Annotated in this window: 25 protein-coding genes and 1 tRNA gene; 13 read left to right on the top strand and 13 right to left on the bottom strand. The window is 72.5% G+C overall.

The genetic code is table 11. The features are described from left to right. Positions 1-91 precede the first annotated feature (91 nt). Complete coding sequence (locus tag AB0M18_RS35100; RefSeq protein WP_365765292.1) at positions 92-1,189, bottom strand: oxidoreductase; 1,098 nt, start codon at positions 1,187-1,189, stop codon at positions 92-94. Positions 1,190-1,272: 83 nt separating this feature from the next. Here AB0M18_RS35100 and AB0M18_RS35095 point away from each other — a divergent pair, with 83 nt between their 5' ends. The 4 genes from AB0M18_RS35095 to AB0M18_RS35080 all read left to right on the top strand — a co-directional run bounded on the left by AB0M18_RS35095 (position 1,273) and on the right by AB0M18_RS35080 (position 5,442). Then, a complete protein-coding gene (locus AB0M18_RS35095) occupies positions 1,273-1,737 on the top strand; it encodes a (4Fe-4S)-binding protein (protein WP_365765290.1) in 465 nt (154 codons plus the stop codon). A gap of 172 nt (positions 1,738-1,909) precedes the next feature. Next, positions 1,910-2,326 carry an SsgA family sporulation/cell division regulator gene (locus tag AB0M18_RS35090; RefSeq protein WP_365765287.1) on the top strand — a complete coding sequence of 139 codons (417 nt, stop codon included), beginning with the start codon at positions 1,910-1,912 and terminating at the stop codon, positions 2,324-2,326. 312 nt (positions 2,327-2,638) lie between these two features. After that, a complete protein-coding gene (locus tag AB0M18_RS35085) occupies positions 2,639-4,261 on the top strand; it encodes an ABC-F family ATP-binding cassette domain-containing protein (protein ID WP_365765285.1) in 1,623 nt (540 codons plus the stop codon). Positions 4,262-4,467: 206 nt separating this feature from the next. Continuing rightward, the gene (locus tag AB0M18_RS35080) at positions 4,468-5,442 is read left to right on the top strand and encodes an acyl-ACP desaturase (protein ID WP_365765283.1); all 975 of its coding nucleotides are present in this window, start codon (positions 4,468-4,470) and stop codon (positions 5,440-5,442) included. 51 nt (positions 5,443-5,493) lie between these two features. Here AB0M18_RS35080 and AB0M18_RS35075 read toward each other — a convergent pair whose 3' ends face one another. From AB0M18_RS35075 to ligD, 3 genes are all read right to left on the bottom strand, one after another. Next, positions 5,494-5,760 (bottom strand): WhiB family transcriptional regulator, encoded by a 267-nt coding sequence (locus AB0M18_RS35075; protein WP_365765281.1) that lies wholly within the window; start codon positions 5,758-5,760, stop codon positions 5,494-5,496. Between the two features lie 134 nt (positions 5,761-5,894). After that, positions 5,895-6,488: a DUF4328 domain-containing protein gene (locus AB0M18_RS35070; RefSeq protein ID WP_365765279.1), complete on the bottom strand. Its 594-nt coding sequence runs from the start codon at positions 6,486-6,488 to the stop codon at positions 5,895-5,897. A gap of 94 nt (positions 6,489-6,582) precedes the next feature. After that, on the bottom strand, positions 6,583-7,605 hold the full coding sequence (gene ligD, locus AB0M18_RS35065; RefSeq protein WP_365765277.1) for a non-homologous end-joining DNA ligase: 1,023 nt from the start codon (positions 7,603-7,605) through the stop codon (positions 6,583-6,585). Between the two features lie 76 nt (positions 7,606-7,681). On the opposite strand from ligD, the gene AB0M18_RS35060 reads away from it, so the two are divergent. The 3 genes from AB0M18_RS35060 to AB0M18_RS35050 all read left to right on the top strand — a co-directional run bounded on the left by AB0M18_RS35060 (position 7,682) and on the right by AB0M18_RS35050 (position 11,532). Then, on the top strand, positions 7,682-8,740 hold the full coding sequence (locus AB0M18_RS35060) for an ATP-dependent DNA ligase (RefSeq protein WP_365765275.1): 1,059 nt from the start codon (positions 7,682-7,684) through the stop codon (positions 8,738-8,740). A gap of 337 nt (positions 8,741-9,077) precedes the next feature. Further along, positions 9,078-9,335: a hypothetical protein gene (locus tag AB0M18_RS35055; RefSeq protein WP_265863207.1), complete on the top strand. Its 258-nt coding sequence runs from the start codon at positions 9,078-9,080 to the stop codon at positions 9,333-9,335. 97 nt (positions 9,336-9,432) lie between these two features. Next, on the top strand, positions 9,433-11,532 hold the full coding sequence (locus tag AB0M18_RS35050) for an MDR family MFS transporter (protein ID WP_365765273.1): 2,100 nt from the start codon (positions 9,433-9,435) through the stop codon (positions 11,530-11,532). Positions 11,533-11,581: 49 nt separating this feature from the next. On the opposite strand, the gene AB0M18_RS35045 is transcribed toward AB0M18_RS35050, so the two are convergent. Together AB0M18_RS35045 and AB0M18_RS35040 are read right to left on the bottom strand one after the other, a co-directional pair. Next, positions 11,582-12,025, bottom strand: coding sequence for a YchJ family metal-binding protein (locus AB0M18_RS35045; protein ID WP_365765271.1), 444 nt, complete (start codon positions 12,023-12,025; stop codon positions 11,582-11,584). A 42-nt stretch (positions 12,026-12,067) separates the two neighbouring features. Next, entirely contained in the window at positions 12,068-12,457 is a 390-nt protein-coding gene (locus AB0M18_RS35040; protein WP_365765269.1) for a VOC family protein, read from the bottom strand. A 17-nt stretch (positions 12,458-12,474) separates the two neighbouring features. On the opposite strand from AB0M18_RS35040, the gene AB0M18_RS35035 reads away from it, so the two are divergent. Both AB0M18_RS35035 and AB0M18_RS35030 read left to right on the top strand, forming a co-directional pair. Beyond that, on the top strand, positions 12,475-13,818 hold the full coding sequence (locus AB0M18_RS35035; RefSeq protein ID WP_365765267.1) for a 6-phospho-beta-glucosidase: 1,344 nt from the start codon (positions 12,475-12,477) through the stop codon (positions 13,816-13,818). A 118-nt stretch (positions 13,819-13,936) separates the two neighbouring features. After that, positions 13,937-15,835: a M64 family metallopeptidase gene (locus AB0M18_RS35030; RefSeq protein ID WP_365765265.1), complete on the top strand. Its 1,899-nt coding sequence runs from the start codon at positions 13,937-13,939 to the stop codon at positions 15,833-15,835. Positions 15,836-15,903: 68 nt separating this feature from the next. Here AB0M18_RS35030 and AB0M18_RS35025 read toward each other — a convergent pair whose 3' ends face one another. From AB0M18_RS35025 to AB0M18_RS35015, 3 genes are all read right to left on the bottom strand, one after another. Further along, a complete protein-coding gene (locus tag AB0M18_RS35025) occupies positions 15,904-16,725 on the bottom strand; it encodes an SAM-dependent methyltransferase (RefSeq protein ID WP_365765263.1) in 822 nt (273 codons plus the stop codon). Positions 16,726-16,799: 74 nt separating this feature from the next. Continuing rightward, positions 16,800-17,036 (bottom strand): DUF397 domain-containing protein, encoded by a 237-nt coding sequence (locus AB0M18_RS35020; RefSeq protein WP_015037566.1) that lies wholly within the window; start codon positions 17,034-17,036, stop codon positions 16,800-16,802. Further along, the gene (locus tag AB0M18_RS35015; RefSeq protein ID WP_365765261.1) at positions 17,037-17,909 is read right to left on the bottom strand and encodes a helix-turn-helix transcriptional regulator; all 873 of its coding nucleotides are present in this window, start codon (positions 17,907-17,909) and stop codon (positions 17,037-17,039) included. A 255-nt stretch (positions 17,910-18,164) separates the two neighbouring features. On the opposite strand from AB0M18_RS35015, the gene AB0M18_RS35010 reads away from it, so the two are divergent. The 3 genes from AB0M18_RS35010 to AB0M18_RS35000 all read left to right on the top strand — a co-directional run bounded on the left by AB0M18_RS35010 (position 18,165) and on the right by AB0M18_RS35000 (position 19,801). Beyond that, positions 18,165-18,596 (top strand): ATP-binding protein, encoded by a 432-nt coding sequence (locus AB0M18_RS35010; RefSeq protein ID WP_365765259.1) that lies wholly within the window; start codon positions 18,165-18,167, stop codon positions 18,594-18,596. 80 nt (positions 18,597-18,676) lie between these two features. After that, positions 18,677-19,054: a hypothetical protein gene (locus tag AB0M18_RS35005; RefSeq protein WP_365765294.1), complete on the top strand. Its 378-nt coding sequence runs from the start codon at positions 18,677-18,679 to the stop codon at positions 19,052-19,054. Positions 19,055-19,090: 36 nt separating this feature from the next. Then, positions 19,091-19,801 (top strand): methyltransferase domain-containing protein, encoded by a 711-nt coding sequence (locus tag AB0M18_RS35000; protein WP_365765257.1) that lies wholly within the window; start codon positions 19,091-19,093, stop codon positions 19,799-19,801. A gap of 50 nt (positions 19,802-19,851) precedes the next feature. Here AB0M18_RS35000 and AB0M18_RS34995 read toward each other — a convergent pair. The 4 genes from AB0M18_RS34995 to AB0M18_RS34980 form a co-directional block, all read right to left on the bottom strand. Further along, a tRNA-Leu gene (locus tag AB0M18_RS34995) sits at positions 19,852-19,939 on the bottom strand. 112 nt (positions 19,940-20,051) lie between these two features. Next, positions 20,052-20,699 carry a class F sortase gene (locus AB0M18_RS34990; protein ID WP_365765255.1) on the bottom strand — a complete coding sequence of 216 codons (648 nt, stop codon included), beginning with the start codon at positions 20,697-20,699 and terminating at the stop codon, positions 20,052-20,054. 104 nt (positions 20,700-20,803) lie between these two features. Beyond that, positions 20,804-21,466: a hypothetical protein gene (locus tag AB0M18_RS34985; protein ID WP_365765253.1), complete on the bottom strand. Its 663-nt coding sequence runs from the start codon at positions 21,464-21,466 to the stop codon at positions 20,804-20,806. 254 nt (positions 21,467-21,720) lie between these two features. Beyond that, the gene (locus AB0M18_RS34980) at positions 21,721-22,665 is read right to left on the bottom strand and encodes a beta-ketoacyl-ACP synthase III (protein WP_365765251.1); all 945 of its coding nucleotides are present in this window, start codon (positions 22,663-22,665) and stop codon (positions 21,721-21,723) included. A gap of 228 nt (positions 22,666-22,893) precedes the next feature. On the opposite strand from AB0M18_RS34980, the gene fdhD reads away from it, so the two are divergent. Next, on the top strand, positions 22,894-23,739 hold the full coding sequence (gene fdhD / locus AB0M18_RS34975; RefSeq protein WP_365765249.1) for a formate dehydrogenase accessory sulfurtransferase FdhD: 846 nt from the start codon (positions 22,894-22,896) through the stop codon (positions 23,737-23,739). Positions 23,740-23,829: the final 90 nt, after the last annotated feature.

Below are 23,829 nucleotides of genomic sequence, written 5' to 3'. Positions count from 1 at the left end.
GAGAGAGCGCAGCGTGCTGCGCCGACGACTGACAACGCGGCGAGCGTGCGTGCAGGGCGCCTCCCGGCAGACGGGACTTTCGACACACGCCCTAGCGGCGTTCCGCCCGGGCGATGCGGCCCTTCTCGCCGGCGGCCCAGCAGGCGCCGTCGGCGGTGCAGTCGACCGTGTCGTACGAGCCGGGGTCGACCGTGCGCCAGGTGCGGCCGCCGTCGGTGGTGAGGTCGGTGCCGGTGGGGCCGACGGCGAGGGCGGCGGACTTCGTGTGCGGGAGCCAGGCGACGCCCGAGCGGTAGGCGGGCGGCGGGGTGGCGGAGGCGGTCCAGCTGCGGCCCGCGTCGCCCGTGACGGCGGCGGCCTGCGGAGAGGGCTGGTCCTTGCGGTAGTCGCCGCCGACCGCGATGCCGTGCCGCCGGTCGCGGAAGGCGAGCCCGAACACGCCCTTGGCGCCCTCGCCCGCCGGGACGGTGGTCTCGGTGGCCGTCCAGGTCAGACCGCGGTCCGCCGAGTGCAGCACCCGACCGGTCGCGCCGCCGCCGGTCGCCAGCCACACGTCCCGAGGCCCGGCGGACACCAGGCACTGGCCGCTCGCCGCGAAACCGGCCTCGCCGGGCAGCGCCGCCGGCATGCCGGCGTCGGGCAGGACCTCCCAGGAGCGGCCGCCGTCGCGGGTGGACAGGATGCGGTACCTGCCGTCGACCGGGTCGCTCATCGCGAGCCCGTGCCGCCGGTCGAAGAAGGTCATGCAGTCGTAGAAGGCGCGCGGGTCGGTGTTGCGGAAGGACTCCGTCCAGGTCGCCCCGCCGTCCTCGGTGCGGAAGACCCGGGACGCCTCGCCCTCGCCGATCGCGAGGACCACGGCCCGCCGTGCGTCGAAGGCCTCGACGTCGCGGAACTCAAGGCCGGCGGCCTCCGGCGGAGAGACGTTCCGCCAGCTCGCGCCGCCGTCGGTGGTGCGCAGGACCGTGCCCTTGGAGCCGGCTGCCCAGGCCACCGAGCGGCTGACCGCGGCCAGGCCGCGGAAGCGGGCGTCGGTGCCGGTCGCGGTGAGCCGCCAGCCGCGCCACCCGTCCGTCGCGTGTCCGTCCTCCCTCGCCGCCGCCCCGGCCGGCACCGTCAGGGCCATGGCGAGCGCCGCCCCGGCCAGTCCCGCCGCCATCACTCGTCTCGTCTTCCCCATGGACGTCATGGCGCCGGAAGCTAGCCCACCGTGAAGATCCCGTCCAGAGTGCCGGAGTGCGTACCGGCCGCCGCCTTCCTAGGCTGGTGCGCATGACGGACCGCGTGAACGACCCCGTCCCGGACGAGGCGCCGAAGCTCAAGGAGTACGAAGGCGAGGGCATCACCGTCACCTTCGAGCCACGCCGCTGTCTGCACGCGGCCGAGTGCGTCCGCGGCCTCCCCCCTGTCTTCGATCTGCAGAAGCGGCCCTGGGTACAGCCCGGCGGGGCGGCCCCGGAGGAGGTCGCCGAGGTGGTCCGCCGCTGTCCCTCGGGCGCCCTGCGCTACCACCTGGCCGACGACACGGCCGAGCCGCCGGACACCCCGACCACGGTCCGCCGGATGCCGGACGGGCGCCTGCTGATGCGCGGCGACCTGCGCGTGCGCACCGGGTCCGGAGAGCGGCACGAGGTCAGGGCGGTGCTGTGCGGCTGCGGCGCCTCCCGGAACCAGCCGTACTGCGATCACTCGGGTCCCTGCGCGGGCGGCGACTTCGACCGGGCCGAGGAACGCTGAGCGGCGCCGAGAGTCACTGAGGGTCACCGAGCAGGCGCTGCCGGCGCCCGCGCCCCGGGCGGTGACACAGCTCACGTACCCCTCCGGTGCACGATCCGGTCTCGCGGATCGTCTCTCCTTGTGTCAGGCAGAGGCAGCGGAGTGCATGTCACCCGCGACAGGAGGCTGGCCCATGTCCAAGGTCATCGAGCAGGCCGTGCAGGCCCGTCTGGTCGCGTCCGCGCCCCGTACGGAGTCGGTCGCCGCCACGCTGCGCTACGACCGCGCGGACCCGTACGCCGTGAGCATGGCCTTCCCGCCGCCCGCGACCCTGGAGGGGGTCGAGGTGTCCTGGGCCTTCGCGCGCGAGCTGCTCGTCCAGGGCGTGGACGGGCCGGCCGGGGTCGGGGACGTGCGGCTGCGGCCGTACGGCTACGACCGCACGGTGGTCGAGTTCCACGCGCCCGAGGGCGTGGCGATGGTGCACATCCGCACCTCCGAGCTGCGCAGCTTCCTGAAGCGCTCGCAGCATCTGGTGCCGAGCGGCCACGAGAACCGGTACGTGGACTGGGACCAGGACCTGGCGCAGCTCCTGGAGGAGCACTCCTAGGGCGGGCCTTCCGGATCCTGCCGGTAATTCGGTTGCCGTCCCGCGGCCCTCGCCCGTAGCGTCGTCCGCGTTGCCGTCGTCGCCAGATCGGAGCAGGCCGTTGAACGTCTGAGGTCCTGAGACACCGTGCCGCGCGTGCCGCCCCGTTGCCGCCGCGTGTGCCGTCGTCCGACCTCGGCGTACGAGCGTTCCTGCCGCTCCGGTCCCTTCCGGCCCAGCCCCATCCGGGTCCGGATTCCTCGTCCGGATCCCGCCGCGCCCCGGTGTCTCACGCGATGCCCTCTTTCCACGCTTCGCATCCGGGAGGCCCTCTTGGCAACTCGCCCCGTCTTCATCACCTGTTCGTCCCTGTCCTTCTCCTGGCCCGACGGCACTCGGGTCCTCGACGACTTCCGGCTGGCGGTCGGCCCCGGCCGGACCGGTCTGGTCGGGCTCAACGGCGCGGGGAAGTCGACACTGATCAAGCTGCTCGCCGGGGAGCTGACCCCGTCCTCGGGCACCATCCGCACGGCCGGTGAGATCGGTTATCTGCCGCAGAACCTGGTTCTCGACACCGCGCTGCCGGTCGACCGGGCGCTCGGCATCGATACGGCGCGCGCGGCCCTGCACGCGATCGAGTCGGGCGACACGGCCGAGGAGCACTTCGCGGCCGTCGGCGACGACTGGGACGTGGAGGAACGCGCCCGGGCGGTGCTCGATCAGCTCGGGCTGGGCCACATCGGCCTGGACCGCACGATCGGGGAGCTGTCCGGCGGCGAGTCGGTGCTGCTGCGGCTCGCCGCGCTGCTGCTCGCCCGGCCCGAGGTGCTACTGCTCGACGAGCCGACCAACAATCTGGACCTGTCCGCGCGGCGCCGGCTCTACGCGGCGGTGGACGCCTGGACGGGTGTCCTCGTCGTGGTGAGCCACGACCGCGAACTCCTCGAAAGGGTGGACCAGATCGCCGATCTGCGCGACGGCGAGGTCACCTGGTACGGCGGCGCGTGGTCGGACTACCAGGCCGCGCTGGCCGCCGAACAGGAGGCGGCGGAGCGGATGGTGCGGGTCGCGGAGGCCGACGTCCAGCGCCAGAAGCGCGAACTGTGGGACGCACACGCCAAGTTGGCCCGGCGCAGGCGCTACGCGCAGAAGAGCTTCGAGAACAAGGTGGTGCCGAAGGTCGTCGCGAACACCCGCAGGAGCCAGGCCGAGGTGTCGGCGGGTAAGCACCGGGCGCTGCACGCCGAGCGCCTCGACGCGGCGCGTTCGCGGCTCGACGCGGCGGTGGAGCTGGTGCGGGACGACGACGAGATCCGCGTCGAGCTGCCCCGTACCACCGTGCATCCGGGGCAGGACGTGCTGATGCTGCGCGATCTGGAACTGCCGTACGGGGCGCGGGTCGAGGGCGGGTTCGAGCTGCGGGGCCCGGAGCGGATGGCACTGCTCGGGCGGAACGGGGCCGGGAAGACGACCCTGCTGCGGACGCTCGCGGGCGAACTCGCCCCGGTCTCGGGCGAGGTCGAGGTGCACGTCCCGCTGCGCTTCCTGCCGCAGCGGCTCGACGTCCTGGACGACGGGCTGAGCGTGGTGCAGAACGTGGCGCGCTTCGCGCCGCGGGCCACGCCCAACGAGATCCGGGCCCGGCTCGCCCGGTTCCTGTTCCGGGGCGCCCGGGCGGACCGGCCGGCGGGGACGCTGTCGGGCGGCGAGCGGTTCCGCGCGACCCTGGCGGCGCTGATGCTGGCCGAGCCCGCTCCGCGGCTGCTGTTGCTCGACGAGCCGACGAACAACCTGGATCTGGCGTCGGTCCGGAGCCTGACGTCCGCCCTCGAGGCGTACGAGGGGGCGCTGGTCGTGGTGAGTCACGACCTGCCGTTCCTGGAGTCGCTGGGGATCACCCGCTGGGTGACGCTCGACGGCACGCTGCGACCGACGACGGCCGACCGTCTGCTCTGAGTAGCCGCCCGACCACGGGGGACCCGGCGAACAAACGCGTGACCTGGGTCCCTTCCGCGGTACGGGACCTGGGCGCATAACGGAACGTAACCGGACATCGCCGAGACGGGCTTGGCCCACACCTTACGGGGCCTTAACCTACGGTCTCGTAACCTACGAAGCCGTAGGTAGTTCCGTATGCCCTTCTCCGTCCCCAGGAGTTCCCCGTGACGCTCACCTCTCCCCACCTCGGCACTTCTTCAGGGTGGACCGACGCGCGGCTCCTGTACGCCCTCGAGGAGGCCGTGGAGAAGGAGATCAACCGGCACCTCAAGGTCTACAAGGACTGGATGCCGCACGAGTACGTCCCGTGGTCGGACGGCCGGAACTTCCCGGGCTTCTTCGAGGACGGCGAGGCCTGGGACCGCTCGCAGTCGAAGCTCACCGACGTCGGCCGGATCGCGCTGGTGGTGAACCTGCTCACCGAGGACAACCTGCCGAGCTACCACCACGAGATCGCCACCCTCTTCGGCCGCGACGGCGCCTGGGGCACCTGGGTGCACCGCTGGACCGCGGAGGAGGGCCGGCACAGCATCGTGATGCGCGATTACCTGCTGGCCTCGCGGGCCGTCGACCCGGACGAGCTTGAACGTTTCCGCATGGCGCACATGAGCGAGGGTTTCGAGTCCGACAACCGGCACTCGATGCTGCACTCGATCGCGTACGTCTCCTTCCAGGAGCTCGCCACGCGCATCTCGCACCGCAACGCCGGCCACCACTCCGGCGACCCGGTCTGCGAACGGATGCTCGCCCGCATCGCGCTGGACGAGAACCTGCACATGATCTTCTACCGCAACCTGCTGGGCGCGGCCTTCGAGATCGCCCCCGACCTGACCATGCAGGCGGTACGGGACGTGGTCGTCGGCTTCCGCATGCCCGGCCACGGAATGCCCGGCTTCGAGCGCGCGGCGGCCCAGATGGCCATCGGCGGCATCTACAACCTGCGCATCCACCACGACGACGTGCTGCAGCCCGTGCTCCGCTTCCTCAAGGTGCTCGACATCGACGGGCTCGGCCCGGACGGTCTGCGCGCCCAGGAGGAGCTGGGCCTGTACATGAACGGCCTGGACAGCGAGGCCCGCAAGTTCGACGAGCGGCTCGCGGCGCGCAAGGCGCGGATGGCGGCCCGCGCGGCCGGCTGAGCCCAGCCCGCCCGACCCGAGCCCGCGGCGCGACTTCGGTCCTCCGCGGGCTCAGCCCTGGCGCCGCTTGAGCCGGATCCGCTCCTTCTCCGAGAGGCCGCCCCACACGCCGAACCGCTCGTCGTGCGTCAGCGCGTACTCCAGGCAGGCGAGGCGGCCCTCGCAGGCCCCGCACAGCAGCTTCGCCTCGCGGGTCGAGGAGCCCGGCGCCGGGAAGAAGAACTCCGGCCCGGCCTGGGCGCACAGGGCGTCCTCCTGCCACGAGAGGTCGTCGGCCACGAGGGTCTGCGGGGCGAGGGTCAATGTGTCGGTCTGCATGCGTAACACTGTGGCCCGGGGTTCTAAACGCGCCATCAACGTCCGATCAACGCGGCGCGCCGCACACCGACCGGAGCGTTTCGGCCACACCTCCCGCGCACGGCGGCGGTACCTCAGGTCGTGGCGGCGGTACCTCAGGTCATGTTGAAGTAGGGCAGGGGGCCGGCCGGCTGACCTGCGGTGACGCGGCGGATGACTGCGATCGCCAGGATCGCGTCCAGCACGGCGACGGCCTTGTCCACGGGATTCTCGTAGTCGGTCTGGTGCAGGATCAGCAGGTGGACGGCGACCGAGACCGGGCCGTCGCACAGCCACACGAACCACCAGGCGTTGATCAACCACACGTCGAGCGGCCGGCCACCGGCCCGCCGGATGTCGAGCATGATCCGGCGCGGCAGCCACCACATGGCCAGCGGGATGATCCACGAGCCGAGGGCGAAGGCCGGCGCGTACTTGTGGGTGCCGGGCGCCAGCACCTCGGCGTTGCACCGGCAGCGGTGGAACCAGAACAGGAACGCGCCCCAGCAGGCGATCTGGAGCCCGCCGAGCAGGGCGTCCGCGTCCTCGCCGAAGGGGGAGTCCTTACCGGTCACGATCACGGCGATGTCGGCCAGGGCCCACGTGGCGATCAGGCACTGGACGACGAGCGCCGGCCCCTTGGGGTCGCGGAACCGGTAGCGCGGCCCGCGCACGGTGGCCGGTCCCACGGGCACGTTGTACTGGTCCACGCGCTTTCCCCCCAGGTGCGCTCCCCCCGCTCCCCCACGGTGCGGCGGTGATCTTCGGCATCGTAGGCGGGCGCGGGCACCGCGGCCAAGGGACCTACTCCTCCTTCTTCTTCGCCCGGCTCGGCTGGACGCGCTTGGGCTCGCCCGGCATCTTCGGGTACTCCGGCGGATAGGGCAGGTCACCGAGGCCGTGGTCGGCCTCGTCGCGGCGGGCGAGGTCGAGCAGCGAGTCCAGGCCGAAGCGTTCGGCGTCCATGTCGGCGTGCACGTCGCCGAGCCGGGCGTAGCGCTCGGGCATGGTGCGGATGTCGAAGTCGCGCGGGACGGCGTCGTCGATCTCGTCCCAGCTCAGCGGCGCGGAGACGGGGGCGTGCGGGCGGGGGCGGACGGAGTAGGCGGAGGCGATGGTGCGGTCGCGGGCGGTCTGGTTGTAGTCGAGGAAGATCCGCTCGCCGCGCTCCTCCTTCCACCACTTGATGGTGACCCGGTCCGGCATGCGCCGTTCCAGTTCCCGGCCGCAGGCGATGGCGGCCCGCCGGACCTGGGTGAAGGTCCACTTGGGCAGGATCGGCACGAAGACGTGCAGGCCGCGCCCGCCGGAGGTCTTGGGCCAGCCGCGCAGCCCGTGCTCGTCGAGGACCGCGCGCAGTTCGTGGGCGGCGCGGACGGCGTCGGCGTAGTCGGTGCCGGGCTGCGGGTCGAGGTCGAGGCGCAGTTCGTCGGGGTGGTCGGTGTCCTCCCGGCGTACCGGCCAGGGGTGGAAGGTGACCGCGCCCAGGTTCGCCGCCCACAGCACGGCGGCCGGCTCGGTGGGGCACATCTCGTCGGCGGACCGGCCGCTGGGGAAGGTGATGTGGGCGGTGGGGATCCAGTCGGGCAGGTACTTGGGGGCGCGCTTCTGGAAGAAGGACTCGCCGGTCACGCCGTCGGGGTAGCGCTCCAGGGTGGTGGGCCGGTCCCGCAGGGCGCGGGTGATGCCCTCGCCGACGGCCAGGTAGTAGCGGACCATGTCCATCTTGGTGTAGCCGGGCTCGGGGAAGTACACCTTGTCGGGGTTGGACACCTTCACGGTCCGGTCGCCGACCTCGAGCTCCACCGCTGCCGCCTTGCCTGCCATGCCGGTCAGCCTAGGGCGGGCGCACATGGCGCGCATATCGGGACGAATCATATGAACCCTCCCTAGAATCGCGGGCATGGACCTGCCGGTGATGCCGCCCGTGAAACCGATGCTGGCGAAGGCCGTCAAGAAGATCCCGCCGGGGATGCAGTACGAGGCCAAGTGGGACGGCTTCCGCGCCCTGGTGCACCGCGACGGGCCGGAGGTCTTCATCGGCAGCCGCACCGGCAAGCCGCTGGCCCGCTACTTCCCCGAGCTCGTCGAGGCGCTGCCCGCCCGGCTTCCGGAGCGCTGTGTGGTGGACGGGGAGATCGTCATCGAGCACGACGGGCGGCTCGACTTCGACCGGCTCACCGAGCGGATCCATCCGGCCGACACGCGGGTGCGGATGCTGGCGGAGACCACGCCGGCCCGGTTCGTCGTCTTCGACCTGCTCGCCCTGGACGACGAGGCCTTCCTCGACACCCCGCTCGCCGAGCGGCGCGCCACCCTGGAGCGGGTGCTCGACGGGGTCGCTCCCCCGGTGCATCTCGCGCCGGCGACGACGGATCAGGAGGTGGCGGCGCGCTGGTTCGAGCAGTACGAGGGCGCGGGACTCGACGGGGTGATCGCCAAGCCGCTCGACCTGCCCTACCGGCCGGACGCGCGTCTGATGTACAAGATCAAGCACGAGCGCACGGCCGATGTGGTCGTGGCCGGCTACCGCTTCCACAAGAGCGGGCCGGTGATCGGCTCGCTGCTGCTGGGTCTGTACGACGACGGTGGCGCGCTCCAGCACGTCGGGGTGTGCGCGGCGTTCACCGCGCAGCGCCGTGCCGAACTGGTCGAGGAGCTGGCGCCGCTGGTCATGGACCCGCCGGACGGGCATCCGTGGGCGGCCTGGACGGACGAGTCGGCGCACGAGTCCTCCCGCCTGCCGGGCGCGCCGAGCCGCTGGTCGGGCAAGAAGGACCTGTCCTGGGTGGCGCTCCGGCCGGAGCGGGTCTGCGAGGTCGGGTACGACCACATGGAGGGCGACCGCTTCCGGCACACGGCCCAGTTCAAGCGCTGGCGCCCGGACCGGACGCCGGAGTCCTGCGGTTACGGACAGCTGGAGGAGCCGGTCTCGTACGACCTCGGCGAGATCCTCTCGTAGCGGCGAGGGCTCGGACTCCTTTACCACACAGAGATCGTTACGGCGCCGAGCGGACGTGAGATGCCCCACATCAGGTTTGCGCGCAACGCTCTTTTCTCGCCACTCCGTTCGATGGACTGACGCGCGACGGCACGGGTGCACCCTGCCGCACCTGCGGGAACGTCCGGACCCCCGGCGCGCCCGCCCGCACGCCCCGCCGAAGCGGCGCCCCGGGTGTTGCCCGGTGGTGACAGGGCCGTCGGCGAACCGGCACCGGCATCCGGTACGTATGGAAGTACGTACGGAAGAGGGAAACCCCCTCTCGCCGCCCCGCCCGCGACCCCCACAAGGACCGACCGTGATCGCCTCGCCCTCGACCCTCGTCCCCGTGCCGATCCCCGACCGCGTCGCCGCGCTGATCGGTTCCTGCCTGCCGCTGCACGTGCTGCAGGCCGAGGTCGACGCCGACTGCGCGGCGCGCGAGGTGTACCGCTTCCGCGGGCCGCTGTGCGCGGAGGACCGGGCCGACCGGGAGCACGCGCTCGCCGCGCTCGCCCGGGCCAACAAGATCCTGGCCAAGCACCACCCCAAGCTGCCGGTGCGCCCGGGTTACTGACGGGCCGCCCGCCCGCCCGGGGCCGTCGGGGTTCGGCTCGTACCGGTTCGGGTGTCCTCCACATGCGGGACGCCGCCGTCGGTGTGACCCTGCGAGAGTGACCACCACCAGCGAAGCAGCGCCCGCGCCCCCCGCCGCCGAGCCACCGGTGCTCGACAGCCGCCGTCGCAACGTCGTCTTCGGCACGATCATGCTCGGCGTGCTTCTCGCCGCGCTCGACCAGACGATCGTCGGCACCGCGCTGCCGACGATCGTGTCGGACCTCGGCGGCGCCGCCCACATGTCCTGGGTGGTCACCTCGTACCTCCTGGCGGAGACCGTCGCGACCGTCCTCGTCGGCAAGTTCGGCGACCTCTTCGGCCGCAAGGTGATCTTCCAGATCTCGGCGATCGTCTTCATCACCGGCTCGTTCCTGAGCGGCCTCGCCACCAACATGACGCTGCTCATCGTGTGGCGCGGCCTCCAGGGCATCGGCGCCGGCGGTCTCATGGTCACCTCGATGGCGCTGATCGCCGACGTCATCCCGCTGCGCGAACGCGGCAAGTACCAGGGCGCGATCGGCGCCGTGTTCGGCGTCTCCACCGTGATCGGGCCGCTGCTCGGCGGTCTGTTCACCGACCACCTCACCTGGCGCTGGGCCTTCTACGTCAACGTGCCGATCGCGATCCTGGTCGTGATCGCCGCCGCCCGTTCCATCCCCTCCGTACGCTCCGCCAGCCGGCCGGTCATCGACTATCTGGGCATCGCGCTCGTCGCGGTCGGGTCCAGCGCCCTGATCCTGGCGACCAGTTGGGGCGGCAACGAGTACGCCTGGGGCTCGGGCGTCATCATCGGCCTCTTCGCGGGCGGGCTGATCGCCCTCGCGCTGTTCTGCTGGGCGGAGACCCGGGCGGCCGAACCCATGCTGCCCATGCGCCTGTTCCGCAATCCGGTCTTCACCGTGTGCTCGGTGCTCAGCTTCGTGGTCGGCTTCGCCATGCTCGGCGCGATGACCTTCCTGCCGACCTATCTGCAGTACGTGGACGGGGACTCGGCGACGATCTCCGGCATCCGGACCCTGCCAATGGTCATCGGTCTGCTCATCGCCTCGATCTTCAGCGGCAACGTGGTCAGCAAGACCGGCCGGTACCGGGTCTTCCCCATCGTCGGCTGTCTGGTGATGGGCGTCGGCCTCTTCCTGCTGTCCCTGATGGACCCGGACACCAGCGCCTGGCTGGCCTCGCTCTACATGTTCGTGCTCGGTGTCGGCATCGGCCTGTGCATGCAGGTGCTCACCATCGCGGTGCAGAACACCGTGGACTACGCGGACCTGGGCACCGCCACCTCGGGCGTCACCTTCTTCCGTACGCTCGGCAGCTCCTTCGGCACCGCCGTCTTCGGCACGATCTACACCAACGCCCTCAAGCCCAATCTGACCGAGGGGGTCGCTCAGGCCTCTGCGCTCGCGTCCGCCGCCGGGCTCGACCCGGCGGTCGTCGTCCGCGCCTCGCAAAGCCCGTCCGGGCTCCACGCGCTGCCCGGCGGGATCGCCGAACCGATCGTCCAGGCCTACGCCGACACCCTGCAGACCGTCTTCCTGTGGACGGTGCCGGTGGCGGGCGTCGGATTCGTCGTCGCGCTCTTCCTCAAACAGGTCGCCCTCCGCGACACCGCCCGCGCCAACGCCCCCGACATGGGCGAGGGCTTCGCCTCACCGACCACCAGCGGAGATTCGGCCAGACTGCTCGAACTCTCGGTCGGCCGGATCATCCGCAAGACCGACTACGACACGGCCAAACGCATCGTCGCCGACTCCGACACCCGCCTCGACACGGCCGGCGCATGGGCCGTCATGCAGGTCGAACTCTTCACCCGGATCGTCGGTCACGCCAGCCTCGGCCTCATCTCGGCCGGCCGCCGCGTCCCGCCCGAGGTCCTGCTCCCGGTCTTCGACCGCATGGTCGACGAGGGCTTCCTCACCCGGCACGGCAACCTGCTCACCCACACCGAGGCCGGCAAGCGCGAGGCCGACGTCATCACCAAGGCCTGGGGCGACTGGCTCAGCGCCCGCGTCGAACAGGAACGCGGCCGCCCGAGCGGCCCGGAGCTGCGGGCGGCCACGGACGCCATCGCGAAGAAGCTCATCGCGGAGGACCTGGCGCAGGGGCTGCCGAGGGGGGACCGGGAGCCGGTGGGAGCGGGTGTGAGGCAGGGGTAGGGCGGGCGGGTGCCGGGGGTCGCACCGCGCCCATCCGGCCCTCCCTCACTCAGTCCAGGAAGTCCCCGTCCACGTACACCCACGCGCCGTCGTGCCGCGCGAAGCGGCTGCGCTCGTGGAGCTCCCCCGGGGTGCCGCCGTGCGTGAAGCGGGCCCGGAAGGTGACGGTGCCCTGCTGGTGGAAGGCGGTGCCGTCGGTCGTGGCCTCGATCGTCAGGCCGGTCCAGCGCATCGCCGGGTCGAAGTCGACGTCGGCGGGGCGGGTGGCCGGGGCCCAGGTGCGCAGCAGATAGGGCTCGTCGCGGACGACGAAGGCGCTGTACCGGGAGCGCATCAGCAGCTCCGCGGTGGGGGCGGTGGCCGGGCCGGTGTGGAATCGCGCGCAGCAGGCGCCGTACGGGGCGGGCAGGCCGCACGGGCAGGGCGACTCGGCGGTCACGGCGGTGGCGCCGGAGCGGGCGGGGCGAGCGGGGCGGGTCTTGCGTCGGGACATGCGCTCATTGTCGCGTGAAACCCGACCAACGCTCTTCGCGTCCTACGGGCGGTAGCGCAGCGGGTGCCGCTCCGGTACCTCCACGACCGCGATGCGCAGGCCGTCCGGGTCGGCCAGCCACATCTCGATCAGGCCCCACGGCTCGGTCACGGGCTCGCGCAGCACCCGTACGTCCTCCTTGCCGCGCAGTTCCTCGCGGGCCGCGCGCACGTCGGCGACCTGGAGCCACAGCCGCGGTGCGGGCTCCGGCGGCGGGGCGGACGCGCGGCCGGAGAGTTCCAGGAAGCCGCCGCCGAGGAAGTAGACGGTGCCGCGGTCGGGGCCGGTGCCGAACTCGCGGTAGACGGGCAGCCCGAGGGTCTCGCCGTAGAAGCGCCGGGACCGCTCGGGGTCCGTCGGGCGGAGCAGGATCCGGCTGCCGAGGACGTGCATCCCGATACCGTACGACCATGAAGCTGACGATTCTCGGAGGCGGCGGGTTCCGGGTGCCGCTCGTGTACGGCGCCCTGCTTGGTGACCACGCCGAGGGGCGGGTCTCCCACGTCACCCTGTACGACCTGGACGCCGGGCGGCTCTCGGCGATCGGGCGGGTCCTGGGCGAGCAGGGCGAGGGGGTGCCGGACGCGCCGGTGGTGAGCGCGACGACCGATCTCGACGAGGCACTGCGCGGCGCGGACTTCGTGTTCTCCGCGATCCGGGTGGGCGGGCTCGCGGGGCGGGCCGCGGACGAGCGGATCGCGCTGGCCGAGGGGGTGCTCGGGCAGGAGACGGTGGGCGCGGGCGGCATCGCGTACGGGCTGCGCACCCTGCCCGTGGTGACGCACATCGCTCGCCGGGTCGCCGAACTCGCCCCGGACGCCTGGGTCATCAACTTCACCAACCCGGCGGGCATGGTGACCGAGGCGATGTCGCGGATCCTCGGCGACCGGGTGATCGGTATCTGCGACTCGCCGGTGGGGCTCGGCCGCAGGGTGGCGAGGGTGCTCGACGCGCACCCGGACGAGGCGTGGATCGACTACGTGGGCCTCAACCACCTGGGCTGGCTACGGGGGTTGAAGGTCGGCGGACATGACATACTGCCGCGGCTCTTCGAGGACGACGCGCTGCTCGGCTCCTTCGAGGAGGGCCGGCTCTTCGGCACGGAGTGGCTGCGTTCGCTCGGCGCGATCCCCAACGAGTATCTGCACTACTACTACTTCAACCGCGAGGCGGTCCGCGCCTACCGCGAGGCGGAGAAGACCCGGGGCGCCTATCTCCTCGACCAGCAGGCCGGTTTCTACGAGGAGATGGGCAAGCCGGACACCCCGCCGCTCGGCACCTGGCACCGGGTGCTCGCGGACCGCGAGGCGACCTACATGGCGCACAACCGGGAGGCGGCCGGGGTCGGCGAGCGGGACGAGGCGGATTTGGAGTCGGGCGGCTACGAGAAGGTGGCGCTCGCCCTGATGCGGGCGATCGCACGCAACGAGCGGGCCACGCTGATCCTCAACGTCCGCAACCGGCAGACCCTTTCGGTGCTCGACGCGGACGCGGTGATCGAGGTGCCGTGCTTCGTGGACGCGGCCGGCGCGCATCCGGTGTCGGTGGATCCGCTGCCGTATCACGCGGTGGGTCTGGTGACGGCGGTGAAGGCGGTGGAGCGGGAGGTGCTCGCGGCGGCGGAGAGCGGCTCGCGGGCGACCGCGGTGAAGGCCTTCGCGCTGCATCCGCTGGTCGACTCGGTGGCGGTGGCCCGCCGGCTCGTCGACGGCTACACGGCCGAGCACGCGGGGCTTGCCTATCTGCGTCGCTGACATGGACGACTGACGAACATCTTTACGGCTCGGGGCGCTCGGCCTAGGCTCGCGCCCCATGACTTCACCGACTGCACCGCGACGAAGGGGTGTACGACGAGGAGCGGCCCGGCACCTCGTGGCCCGGCACCTCGTGGCCCGGCACCTCGTGGCCCGGCTCCTCGTGGGCTGTCTGCTCGCGGCCGGCCTCGTGGCCACCGGGACCGTGGCCGACGGAGGGCCGGCCGCCGCCGAGAGCGGCGGGGCGACCGTCGTCCCCGTGCAGACCACCGGGCCGGCCGCCCGCCGCTTCAACCTGGTGGTGATGGGCGACGGCTACACGGCGGACGAGATGCCGGTGTTCCGGGCGGACCTGGAGCGACATCTCAGCATGCTGTGGAGCATCGAGCCGTTCGCCTCGTACCGCTCGTACATCAACGTGTGGGCGGTGGAGGTCCCGTCGGAGGAGTCGGGCGTGGACTGCGATCCCTCGCTCGACGCGCCGGCCCGGGCCACCGCGCTCGACATGGGCTTCTGGGGCGGCTGCAACCCGGGGAGCGTGCAGCGGCTGCTCACCGTGAACGGCGCCAAGGCGGCCGGGTTCGCGGACCTGGTGCCGGGCACCCGGGCGGCGAACCGGCAGATCGTGGCCCTGGCGCACAGCTCCACCTACGGCGGCGCGGGCGGGAGTTACGCCACCGCGTCCGGCGGCAACGCCCTGTCGGCGCTCATCACCCCGCACGAGATAGGCCATTCGCTCGGCGGGCTGCAGGACGAGTACGACTACTACGCGCGCGGAGTGCCCGGCGGCACGTACGAGGGCGCCGAGCCCGGCTCGGTCCACCACTCGCTCCTGACCGAAGATCAGATGCGTGCGGAACAGGCCAAGTGGTGGCGCTGGCTCGGTGAGGAGAGCGAGTCCGGCGGGGTCGTCGGGCGGTACGAGGGCGGCATGTACAGCACCCGGGGCGTCTGGCGGCCGAGCCGGCACTCGATGATGAAGACCCTCGGCTACGCCTTCGACCAGGTGGAGCGCGAGGTGATGGTGAAGGCCGTCTCCGGGAAGGTCGACCTGGTGCAGGACCACACCCCGGACAGCGGCCCGATCGGCGCCGACCGCACGGTGTGGGTGGACACCCTGCACCCGACGGGCGGCGAACTCGCCGTGGAATGGCGGCTCGACGGACGGCCGCTGCGCACCGGCGGCGCCCGCACGCTCGACCTGCGGTCCGTGGGCGGCCTCTCCCCCGGGCGTACGTACGCGCTGACGGCGACGGTCACCGACCCCACTCCGTTCGTGCGCGACCCGGCGGTACGCGGCTCGGCCGCGCTGACCCGGACCGTGCGCTGGTCCGTGGACCCGGCGCTGCGTACGTCCAGGAGCGCGGACGCGCCGGCGGCGTTCACCGGGCACACGCCGACCGCGGCCCCGGTCGGCGCACGGTCCGTGGTGTACGCCGACACCACCCACCCACTGCGCCGCACCCCGGGCGTGACCTGGACCCTCGACGGCCGGACGGTGCCGAACCCGGGCAACGACCGCGATCTCGACCTGGGCGCGCTGCGCCTGGCGCCCGGTGCGCACGCGCTGACCGCCCGGATCCCCGGGACGCGGCACGCGCTGCGCTGGAGCGTGGACGCGACGCCGGCCTCCGTCGCGTACGAGCTGTCGGAACCGCTGCGCACGGTGCGCCGGCCGGGGCGGCCGGTCGAGTACGTGTACGACGCCGCGTTCACGATGCGGCTGACGGCGCGGGACGACCGGGCGGGCGCGGTGGTGAGCCAGTTCCGGGTGGACGGCGACGGCTGGTACACGTACTACGGCTGGCCGACGGACGCCTCCGCCCCGTTCCGCTTCTCGCCGTCGGGGACGGTGATCGACGACCTGGTGTACGGGAAGCTGGGCCGCCCGCGCGTGGTGCCGTGGGACGATGCGATGCCGGACTACGGCACGCACACGGTGGAGTACCGCACGGTCGACGCGGCCGGGAACGTGGGCCGGGCGCAGCGCTTCCTGGTGACGCTGGAACACCCGTAGCAGCGGATACGCGGGAGGGGCCCCGCCGTTCGGAACGGCGGGGCCCCTCTCCCGTACAGGACCACAGGTCAGCGCTTGCGGCCGACCGCCGCCCAGCCCGGGATGGGCTCGTCGCCCGGCACCGGGACCGGCTCGCCCAGCTCGGGGTGCCACTCGGCGGTGAGGGAGACGCCCGGCTCGACGAGGTCGAGGTCCGCGAAGAAGGCGGCGAGCTCGTCGCGGGAGCGCGGGCGCAGGGTCATTCCGCGCGCCTTGTACAGGGCGGCGGCCTGCGCCGCGCCCTCGGGGTTGAAGTCGCCGGTGACGTGCGAGAGGACCAGATAGCTGCCGGGGGCCAGCTGGTCGACGAGCTTGGCGACCAGCTCGTAGGCCCCGTCCTCGTCGCCGACGAAGTGCAGCAGCGCGAGCATCGACAGGGCGATGGGCTGGTCGAAGTCAAGGACCTTTCCGGCCCTTTCGAGGATCAGCTCGGGGTCGCGGGCGTCGGCCTGGATGTACTCGGTGGCCCCCTCCGGGGTCGAGCGCAGCAGGGCGGCGGCGTGCGCGAGCACGATCGGGTCGTTGTCGCAGTAGACGATCCGGGACTCCGGCGCGGCCTCCTGCGCGATCTGGTGCAGGTTGGGCTCGGTGGGGATGCCGGTGCCGATGTCCAGGTACTGGCGCACGCCGGCGGCGCTGAGCCAGCGGATGGCGCGGTGCATGAAGGCCCGGTTGACCCGGGCCATGTCCCGGCCGCGGGCGTCGACGGTGAGGAGCTGGCGGGCCATCTCCTCGTCGACGGGATAGTTGTCCTTGCCGCCCAGGAACCAGTCGTACATGCGCGCGGGGTGCGGCTTGCTGGTGTCGATCCGTATGCCGCTCTGCGGGGGTACGGGGTCCTGGGGGGTCATCGGCTCTCCTCGGCGGGTCGAACGGTGCTGCTGACAGCAAGAGTTACGCGATGCACGGGGTGGGACGGAAGGGGTCAGGTGAGCAGGAAGTCAGCCTGACCGGATTTGGCCCCCTGGATGAAGGCGGCGATCTCTCCGTGGGTGTAGATGAGCGCGGGTCCCTCAGGGTCTGCGGACTGTCGCACGGCGACCCTGCCGTCGGCCAGCTTCATGGCCTCCACGCAGTTGCCCCCGTTCCCGCCGCTCCACGGCTTGTGCCATCCCTCGGCACCGAGCTCGGCGGCGGGCATGCCGTTGTATATGCGATCCATTCACAGCTCCTTGCGGAGATTCCGGAGAATCTCCTTCGTGCGTTGTGCAGTCGCGGCCTGGGCCGCCATGCGGTCCATGACCTCGAGGTGGGAAGCCACCTCGGGGCGCGCGTCGAGATAGACGGCGCCGGTCAGGTACTCGCTGTAGACCATGTCCGGGAGTTCGGGCATGGCGAAGCGGAAGAGGACGAACGGTCCGTACGTACCGGGGTGGTGTCCGGACGCGAACTCCGCGATCTGCAGGGTGACGTTCGGCAGCTCCGACGCCTGGAGCAGCCGGTCGAGCTGGTCGCGCATCACTTCGGGCCCGTCACCGACCGGTCGGCGGAAGACCGTCTCGTCCATGATCACCCAGAACTTGGGCGCATCCTCCCTGGTGAGCAGGGACTGGCGCTCCATGCGGAGGGCGACGTGGCGCTCGGTCTCCTCGGATTCCTCGGCGTTCCTCCCGCCGACGGCCCCGCTGCGCAGAATGGCACGGGCGTAGTCCTCGGTCTGCAGCAGACCGGGGACGAACTGGGGTTCATAGGCCCGGATGAGGCTCGCGGCCCCCTCCAGGCTCACGTACATGGAGAACCAGCCGGGCAGCACGTCGTGGAACCGCTGCCACCAGCCGGGGAGGTTGGCCTCCTCCGCGAGGGCGACGAAGCCCTCCGCCTCGGAGTCCGTGATGCCGTACGCCTTCAGCAGCAGCTGTACGTACGGGATCTTCAGCGCGACCTCCGCCGTCTCCATGCGCCGGATCGTGGCCGGGGCCACCCGGAGGATCTTGGCGGCCTCTTCCCGCTTGAGGCCGGACCGCTCGCGCAGATCCTGCAGACGCTTGCCGAGTACGACCTGTCCCACCGTGGGGGCGGACCGCGGCTCGCTCACTCTCAGACCTCCCCGACGCACTGTTTCCTGGAGTGTGCCACGAACCCCGGACAGAGAGAACACGGCACTCTGCAATTTTCAGAGTGCCACTTGCCAAGTGTCCGACTCAGGAGCACAGTATTCCGGTGAACCAGTACGCACGCCGCCGGGCGAATCGCCCAGGAGGGGTGTGTACGGCACTCCTGCCCACTTTGTGAGGATCCGGTCGTGGCTTCTGGTAACGCGCACTCCTCAGGTCTCATGAGCCCTCGCGTCATGAACCAGCGCCCACGCCCCCACGACGCCCCCTTCCGCCGCTTCGCCTTCGAACTGCCCGCGCGGACCGAGTCCGTGTCCCGGGCCCGGCGGCTCGCCGAGGAGCGCCTGATCCTCTGGGGCTGCGACGGCGACATACGCGACACCGTCGCCCTGGTCGTCTCCGAACTCGTCACCAACGCCGTCGTGCACACCGCCAGCGCGCGGATCGTCTGCGAGATCCGTGAGGGCGAGGACCGGCTCCGGATAGCCGTGCGCGACGAGGGGGGACCCGCCGGTCCGCGGATGCGCGACTGCGGCGAGGAGGAACGCGGCCGGGGCCTCATCCTGGTCGACGCGCTGTGCGCGTCCTGGGGAGCGGACCGCACCGGCCACGGCACGGCGCAGATCGTCTGGGCGGAGCTGGCGCACGGCATGGGCGAGCCGTGCTGAGGACCTTGGCGACGCTGCTGATCCCGCGCGCCCGCAAGAGCCCCGAGAACGCCCCCCGCACGTCCGCCGCCCTCTCCCCCGTGCCCGCGCCCCTCGGCGGGACCCGGCTGCCGGTCCCCGTCGACCTGCCGGCCAGCCTCGGCTGCGACGCGGTCGGCGTCCCCGCCCGCTACGGCTTCCGCATCCTGTCCCGGCTCCCCGCGAAGGGCTGCGTCTACGCCGACGGCGACTGGTGGTGGTGGCTGGTCCCGGGCGGCTCGGACCTGGACCTGACCTGGCCGCTGCCCGTCTGCTACGCCCCCGGGGCCGTGGTCCCGGACCGCCGGCCGCGGCTTATCCACCACCCCGACGGCGACTCCCCCTACACCCCGCCGATCCCGCTGTACCTGCTGACCTGCCAGCTCACCGGGATCGCGCCGGCCTGGAGCATCCCGCCGCAGGTCGGCAGCCCGCTGTAGGGCGTGTCGTGCGGACCGGGGTCGTAGGGTCGGAGCATGTTCTCCCCCGAGGGCCCCAGCCTGTACGAACTGACCCGCCAGGCGCTGTCGTCCGTCGAGCACGGCTACGACCTGCTGGCCGCGAAGTTCGACGCGACGCCGTTCCGCACCTCCGACCGGCTGCTCGGCGCGGTCGCCGAGACCCTGGAACCGCTCGGCCCCTTCGACTCGGGTCTCGACGTGTGCTGTGGCACGGGTGCCGGGCTCGGGGTGCTGCGCTCGGTGTGCGCGGGCCGGATCACGGGCGTCGACTTCAGCGCCGGCATGCTCGACGAGGCCCGCGCCGCCCACCCCGGGGCCACCCTGGTCCGGGCCGACGCCCTGGCCCTGCCCTTCGCGCCGGTCTTCGACCTGGCGGTCGGCTTCGGTGCCTTCGGCCACTTCCTCCCCGCCGGGCAGCGCGTCCTCTTCTCCGCCGTCCACGCCTCCCTGCGCCCCGGCGGCACCTTCGCCTTCCCGCTCCCGGCCCCGCCGCGGGTGGGCTCCGCCCCGTACTGGACGCTCTGGGGCTTCGACGCGGTGATGCGGGTCCGTAACGCCGTGTGGCGGCCGCCCTTCGTCATGTACTACCGCACCTTCCGCCTGGCCGACGTCCGCGCCCGCCTGGAGTCCGCCGGCTTCACGGTGGAGACCCTGCCGGTCGGCTCCCTGGGCGTCCGGGAGGACGGCAGCCCGCGCTGCCGGCTGGTGATGGCGCGGAAACGGTAGACACGCGCCCTGAAACGAACGAAGACCCCAGCGGAGCTGGGGTCTTCTTCTGGTGTCCGAGGGGGGACTTGAACCCCCACGCCCGATAAAGGGCACTAGCACCTCAAGCTAGCGCGTCTGCCATTCCGCCACCCGGACCGGTGGTGTGCGCGGGGTGTTCCCCGCGGCGACATGGATAACTCTACCAGGGGTTCGAGGCGCCTTTCACCAGCGTTTTCCGTGGTCAGTACGGGGGCCGGCGCGGCGGGGGTCAGCGGGTGGCGGTCAGACGGGCCGAGACGACGACGTTGCTCTCGTAGCCGGTGCCCGGCGCGTAGCGGCCGCCGCAGGTGATCAGGCGGAGTTCGGGGGCGCCGGTGGTGCCGTAGACCCGCTCGGCCGGGAAGCCGTCCTTGGGGACGACCTCGATCCCGTACACCGTGAAGACCGCCGTCCGGCCGTCCGTGCGGGCGATCTCCACCCGCCTGCCGGGGGCGAGCGCGCCCAGGTCGTAGAAGACGGCCCGGCCGGCGGGGACGTCGACATGGCCGACGACGACGGCGGTGCCGCGCTCGCCGGGGGTGACGGCGCCGGTGAACCAGCCGGCGAGGTCGCGGTCGTACGGGGCGCCGGGGGCCTCGATCCAGCCCTCGGCGTCCAGGCCCACCCGGGTCACCGGCGCGTCGATGCGGACGGACGGCACCCTGACGCGTACGGGCGGCGAGGCGGGCAGCGGATCTGCGGCGGCCCCGGCGGCTGCGGCGGCCCGGCCGGCCGCGGCGGCGGCCGCCGCGGGCTGCGGCGGCCCGTCGGCGGGCCACTCCCCCGCCCCGCCGCGCACCAGGTGCACGCCGACCAGGAGGACCACGGCGATCACGCCCCAGGCGCCCCGGCGCCCGGGTCCTTCCGAGCCCTGCACGTGTCTGCCGCCCCTTCGCCTCGGATCTGTGCCGGAAAATGGCGCTCCCCCGCCCCGGACCTCGTCACACCGGGGCGGAGGAGCCGTATGGGAGACCGGCCGGTTCAGGATTCGCCGGGTTCGCGCCGGCGCGTCAGCACCACGGCGGCGCCCAGCGCGCCGACGATGAGGACCCCGCCGGTGACCATCTCGGTGGTGCCGATCCCGTTCGTGCCGCCGCCGCTGCCGAAGCCTGCCTTCACGCCCTTGTGGGCGGTGCCTCCGGCCGCGATGGTGAGGGTGGTGGTGCCGCGCTCGCCCTTGCAGTCGAAGGTGACCTCGTACTGGGCGCCGGCCTTGGCGTCGAAGTCGACGGTGGCGGTGCCCTGGTGACCCTCGTTCAGGGTGACGGTGTCGAAGACCCCGGACTCGACCTTCACGCTGGGCACCTCGCAGCCGTCGGCCTTGAGGGTGACGGTGCCGCCGGGCGCCACGGTGGACGGGGTGACGGAGAAGCCGAAGGACGTGATGTCGTGCCCGGTGCCGCCGTCCTTGGGGGCGGTGTCCTTGGGGGTGGTGTCCTGGGGAAAGGCGTCCTTGGGCGGGGCGCCGCCGCCGTCCTTCGGGGCGGCGTCGCCGTCCCTGAGCAACTCGTCCTTGAGGAAGCCGAGGTCGGTCGGGCCGAAGCCCGTGTCGTCGGCGGCCGCGGCGGGCGCGGAGAAGACCAGGGCGGCGGTGGCGAGGGGGGCGGCGAGCAGGGCGGCGGAAGCGGCGCGTATCGCGCGCATGGGGGTCCTCCAGATGACGCGAGGGCGGACGCGGAGCTCACTCCGCGGCGGGCCGGTTGCGGGCCCTCGTCGCGTTCGAAGCTAGGCGCGCCCCGGGTGCCCCGCCACCGGGCTCCGCCGATCGGGTCACCCCGGCCCCGGGCCGCCCCAGCCGGGCCGCGCGTCTCCCCCGGGCCCGGCGTGCTGCGCCGACGACTGACAACGCAGCGAGCGTGCAGGGCGCCTCCCGGCAGACGGGACTTCCGACGCACGCCCTACGGCACCCGGACGACCTGGCCCGCGTAGGAGAGGTTGCCGCCGAAGCCGAAGAGCAGCACCGGCGCGCCGGAGGGCAGTTCGCCGCGTTCGACCAGCTTGGCCAGGGCCAGCGGCACGGAGGCGGCGGAGGTGTTGCCGGAGTCGACGACATCGCGCGCGACGACCGCGTTGACCGCGCCGATCTTCGCGGCGAGCGGTTCCACGATCCGCAGGTTGGCCTGGTGCAGCACCACTCCGGCCAGCTCCTCGGGCCGGACGCCGGAGCGCTCGCAGGCCTGGCGGGCGAGGGTCGGCAGCTGCTGGGTGGCCCAGCGGTAGACGGCCTGGCCCTCCTGCGCGAAGCGCGGCGGGGTGCCCTCGATGCGGACGGCGTGGCCCATCTCGGGCACGGATCCCCACAGCACCGGGCCGATCGCGCCGGTGTCGGTCTCGGTCGCCTCGACGACCGCGGCCCCCGCGCCGTCGCCGACGAGCACGCAGGTGCTGCGGTCGGACCAGTCGACCACGTCGGTCATCTTGTCGGCGCCGATGACCAGGGCGCGGCGGGCACCGCCGGCCCGGATGGCGTGGTCCGCGGTGGCGAGGGCGTGGGTGAAGCCGGCGCAGACCACGTTGAGGTCCATGGTGGCGGGCGAGCCCATGCCGAGGCGGGCCGCGACCCGGGCGGCCGTGTTCGGCGAGCGGTCGATCGCGGTGGAGGTCGCGACGAGCACCAGGTCGATGTCGCCGGGGCCGAGACCGGCGGCGGCGAGGGCCTTGCCGGCGGCGTGCGCGGCGAGTTCGTCGACCGGCTCCTCGGGGCCGGCGACGTGCCGGGTGCGGATGCCGACCCGGCTGGTGATCCAGTCGTCGCTGGTGTCGACCAGGGCGGCGAGGTCGGCGTTGGTGAGCACCTTGGCGGGCTGGTAGTGCCCGAGCGCGGCGATACGAGTGCCGGTCATCCCGGGACCCCCTCGGTCGTTCGATGGTCGGTGCGTTGCCGCGGTGCGGCCTCGGCAGGAGGATCCAGTCTTGTCAGCGACTGACGGGTAACCGGTGACGTAAACCACCAAGATTCACCCGAAGTGCCTGTTCGACCGCGACAAGAGGAGAATGGCCCGGTCAGGCCCCTGGGGGCGACCCGCGGGGACAGTGGCGTCCCCGCTCGGACGGAAAACGGTGCAGCGGCCATGGGACGGGTCACGGAGCGACGGCGTGTGGTGCGCATAAGGGGCGGGGCGGTGAACACCCGGCCGGACACCCTGGTGGCGGAGGAGCCGCTGGAGATCCGGCTGAACGGGCGGCCGATCGCCATCACCATGCGCACGCCCGGCGACGACTTCGCCCTCGCGGCCGGGTTCCTGGTCAGCGAGGGGGTGCTGGCCGCGGCCTCGGACGTGCGGAACATCGTGTACTGCGCCGGGGCGACGGCGGACGGCGTCAACACGTACAACGTGGTGGACGTGCAGCTGGCGCCGGACGTGCCCGTGCCCGACATCAGTCTGGAGCGGAACGTCTACACGACCTCGTCCTGCGGGCTCTGCGGCAAGGCGAGCCTGGACGCGGTCCGCACCACCGCCCGCTTCCCGATCGCCGACACGCCGCCGCTGCGGCTGACGCCGGAGCTGCTCGCGGCGCTGCCGGAGCGGCTGCGGGAGGAGCAGAAGGTCTTCGACCGGACCGGCGGTCTGCACGCGGCGGCGCTGTTCTCGGAGGACGGCGAGCTGCTCGACGTACGGGAGGACGTCGGCCGGCACAACGCGGTCGACAAGCTGGTGGGGCGGGCCCTGCAGGAGGGCCGGCTGCCGCTGGAGCGGGCGGTGCTGCTCGTGTCGGGGCGGGCCTCGTTCGAGCTGGCGCAGAAGGCGGTGATGGCGGGCGTTCCGGTGCTCGCGGCGGTGTCGGCCCCGTCCTCGCTCGCGGTGGACCTGGCCCAGGAGTCGGGCCTGACGCTGGTCGGCTTCCTGCGCGGGCAGGACATGAACGTGTACGCGGGCGAGCACCGGATCGACCTGGAGACGATTCCGGCGCCCTAGGCCGTGTCTGACAAATCCCGCCTGGCGCGCGACGCCCGGCACGCACACGCGCTGCGTTGTCGGAGTCATCCAAGTACGTCCAGTACGAGG

The organism is Streptomyces sp. NPDC051909, from assembly GCF_040681095.1.
Taxonomy (GTDB): Bacteria; Actinomycetota; Actinomycetes; order Streptomycetales; family Streptomycetaceae; genus Streptomyces.
This window is presented reverse-complemented; position numbering and strand designations above follow the sequence as displayed.

Excerpts from the sequence above, each read along its gene's own strand:
- AB0M18_RS35095 (WP_365765290.1), top strand. The coding sequence starts at position 1,273 with ATGACGGACCGCGTGAACGACCCCGTCCCGGACGAGGCGCCGAAGCTC.
- AB0M18_RS35020 (WP_015037566.1), bottom strand. The coding sequence starts at position 17,036 with ATGGATCGCATATACAACGGCATGCCCGCCGCCGAGCTCGGTGCCGAG.
- AB0M18_RS35010 (WP_365765259.1), top strand. The coding sequence starts at position 18,165 with ATGAACCAGCGCCCACGCCCCCACGACGCCCCCTTCCGCCGCTTCGCC.
- AB0M18_RS35000 (WP_365765257.1), top strand. The coding sequence starts at position 19,091 with ATGTTCTCCCCCGAGGGCCCCAGCCTGTACGAACTGACCCGCCAGGCG.
- AB0M18_RS35040 (WP_365765269.1), bottom strand. The coding sequence starts at position 12,457 with ATGCACGTCCTCGGCAGCCGGATCCTGCTCCGCCCGACGGACCCCGAG.
- fdhD (WP_365765249.1), top strand. The coding sequence starts at position 22,894 with ATGGGACGGGTCACGGAGCGACGGCGTGTGGTGCGCATAAGGGGCGGG.
- AB0M18_RS35075 (WP_365765281.1), bottom strand. The coding sequence starts at position 5,760 with ATGCAGACCGACACATTGACCCTCGCCCCGCAGACCCTCGTGGCCGAC.
- AB0M18_RS34985 (WP_365765253.1), bottom strand. The coding sequence starts at position 21,466 with ATGCGCGCGATACGCGCCGCTTCCGCCGCCCTGCTCGCCGCCCCCCTC.
- AB0M18_RS35060 (WP_365765275.1), top strand. The coding sequence starts at position 7,682 with ATGGACCTGCCGGTGATGCCGCCCGTGAAACCGATGCTGGCGAAGGCC.
- AB0M18_RS35090 (WP_365765287.1), top strand. The coding sequence starts at position 1,910 with ATGTCCAAGGTCATCGAGCAGGCCGTGCAGGCCCGTCTGGTCGCGTCC.
- AB0M18_RS35100 (WP_365765292.1), bottom strand. The coding sequence starts at position 1,189 with ATGACGTCCATGGGGAAGACGAGACGAGTGATGGCGGCGGGACTGGCC.
- AB0M18_RS35045 (WP_365765271.1), bottom strand. The coding sequence starts at position 12,025 with ATGTCCCGACGCAAGACCCGCCCCGCTCGCCCCGCCCGCTCCGGCGCC.
- AB0M18_RS35025 (WP_365765263.1), bottom strand. The coding sequence starts at position 16,725 with ATGACCCCCCAGGACCCCGTACCCCCGCAGAGCGGCATACGGATCGAC.
- AB0M18_RS34980 (WP_365765251.1), bottom strand. The coding sequence starts at position 22,665 with ATGACCGGCACTCGTATCGCCGCGCTCGGGCACTACCAGCCCGCCAAG.
- AB0M18_RS35035 (WP_365765267.1), top strand. The coding sequence starts at position 12,475 with ATGAAGCTGACGATTCTCGGAGGCGGCGGGTTCCGGGTGCCGCTCGTG.
- ligD (WP_365765277.1), bottom strand. The coding sequence starts at position 7,605 with ATGGCAGGCAAGGCGGCAGCGGTGGAGCTCGAGGTCGGCGACCGGACC.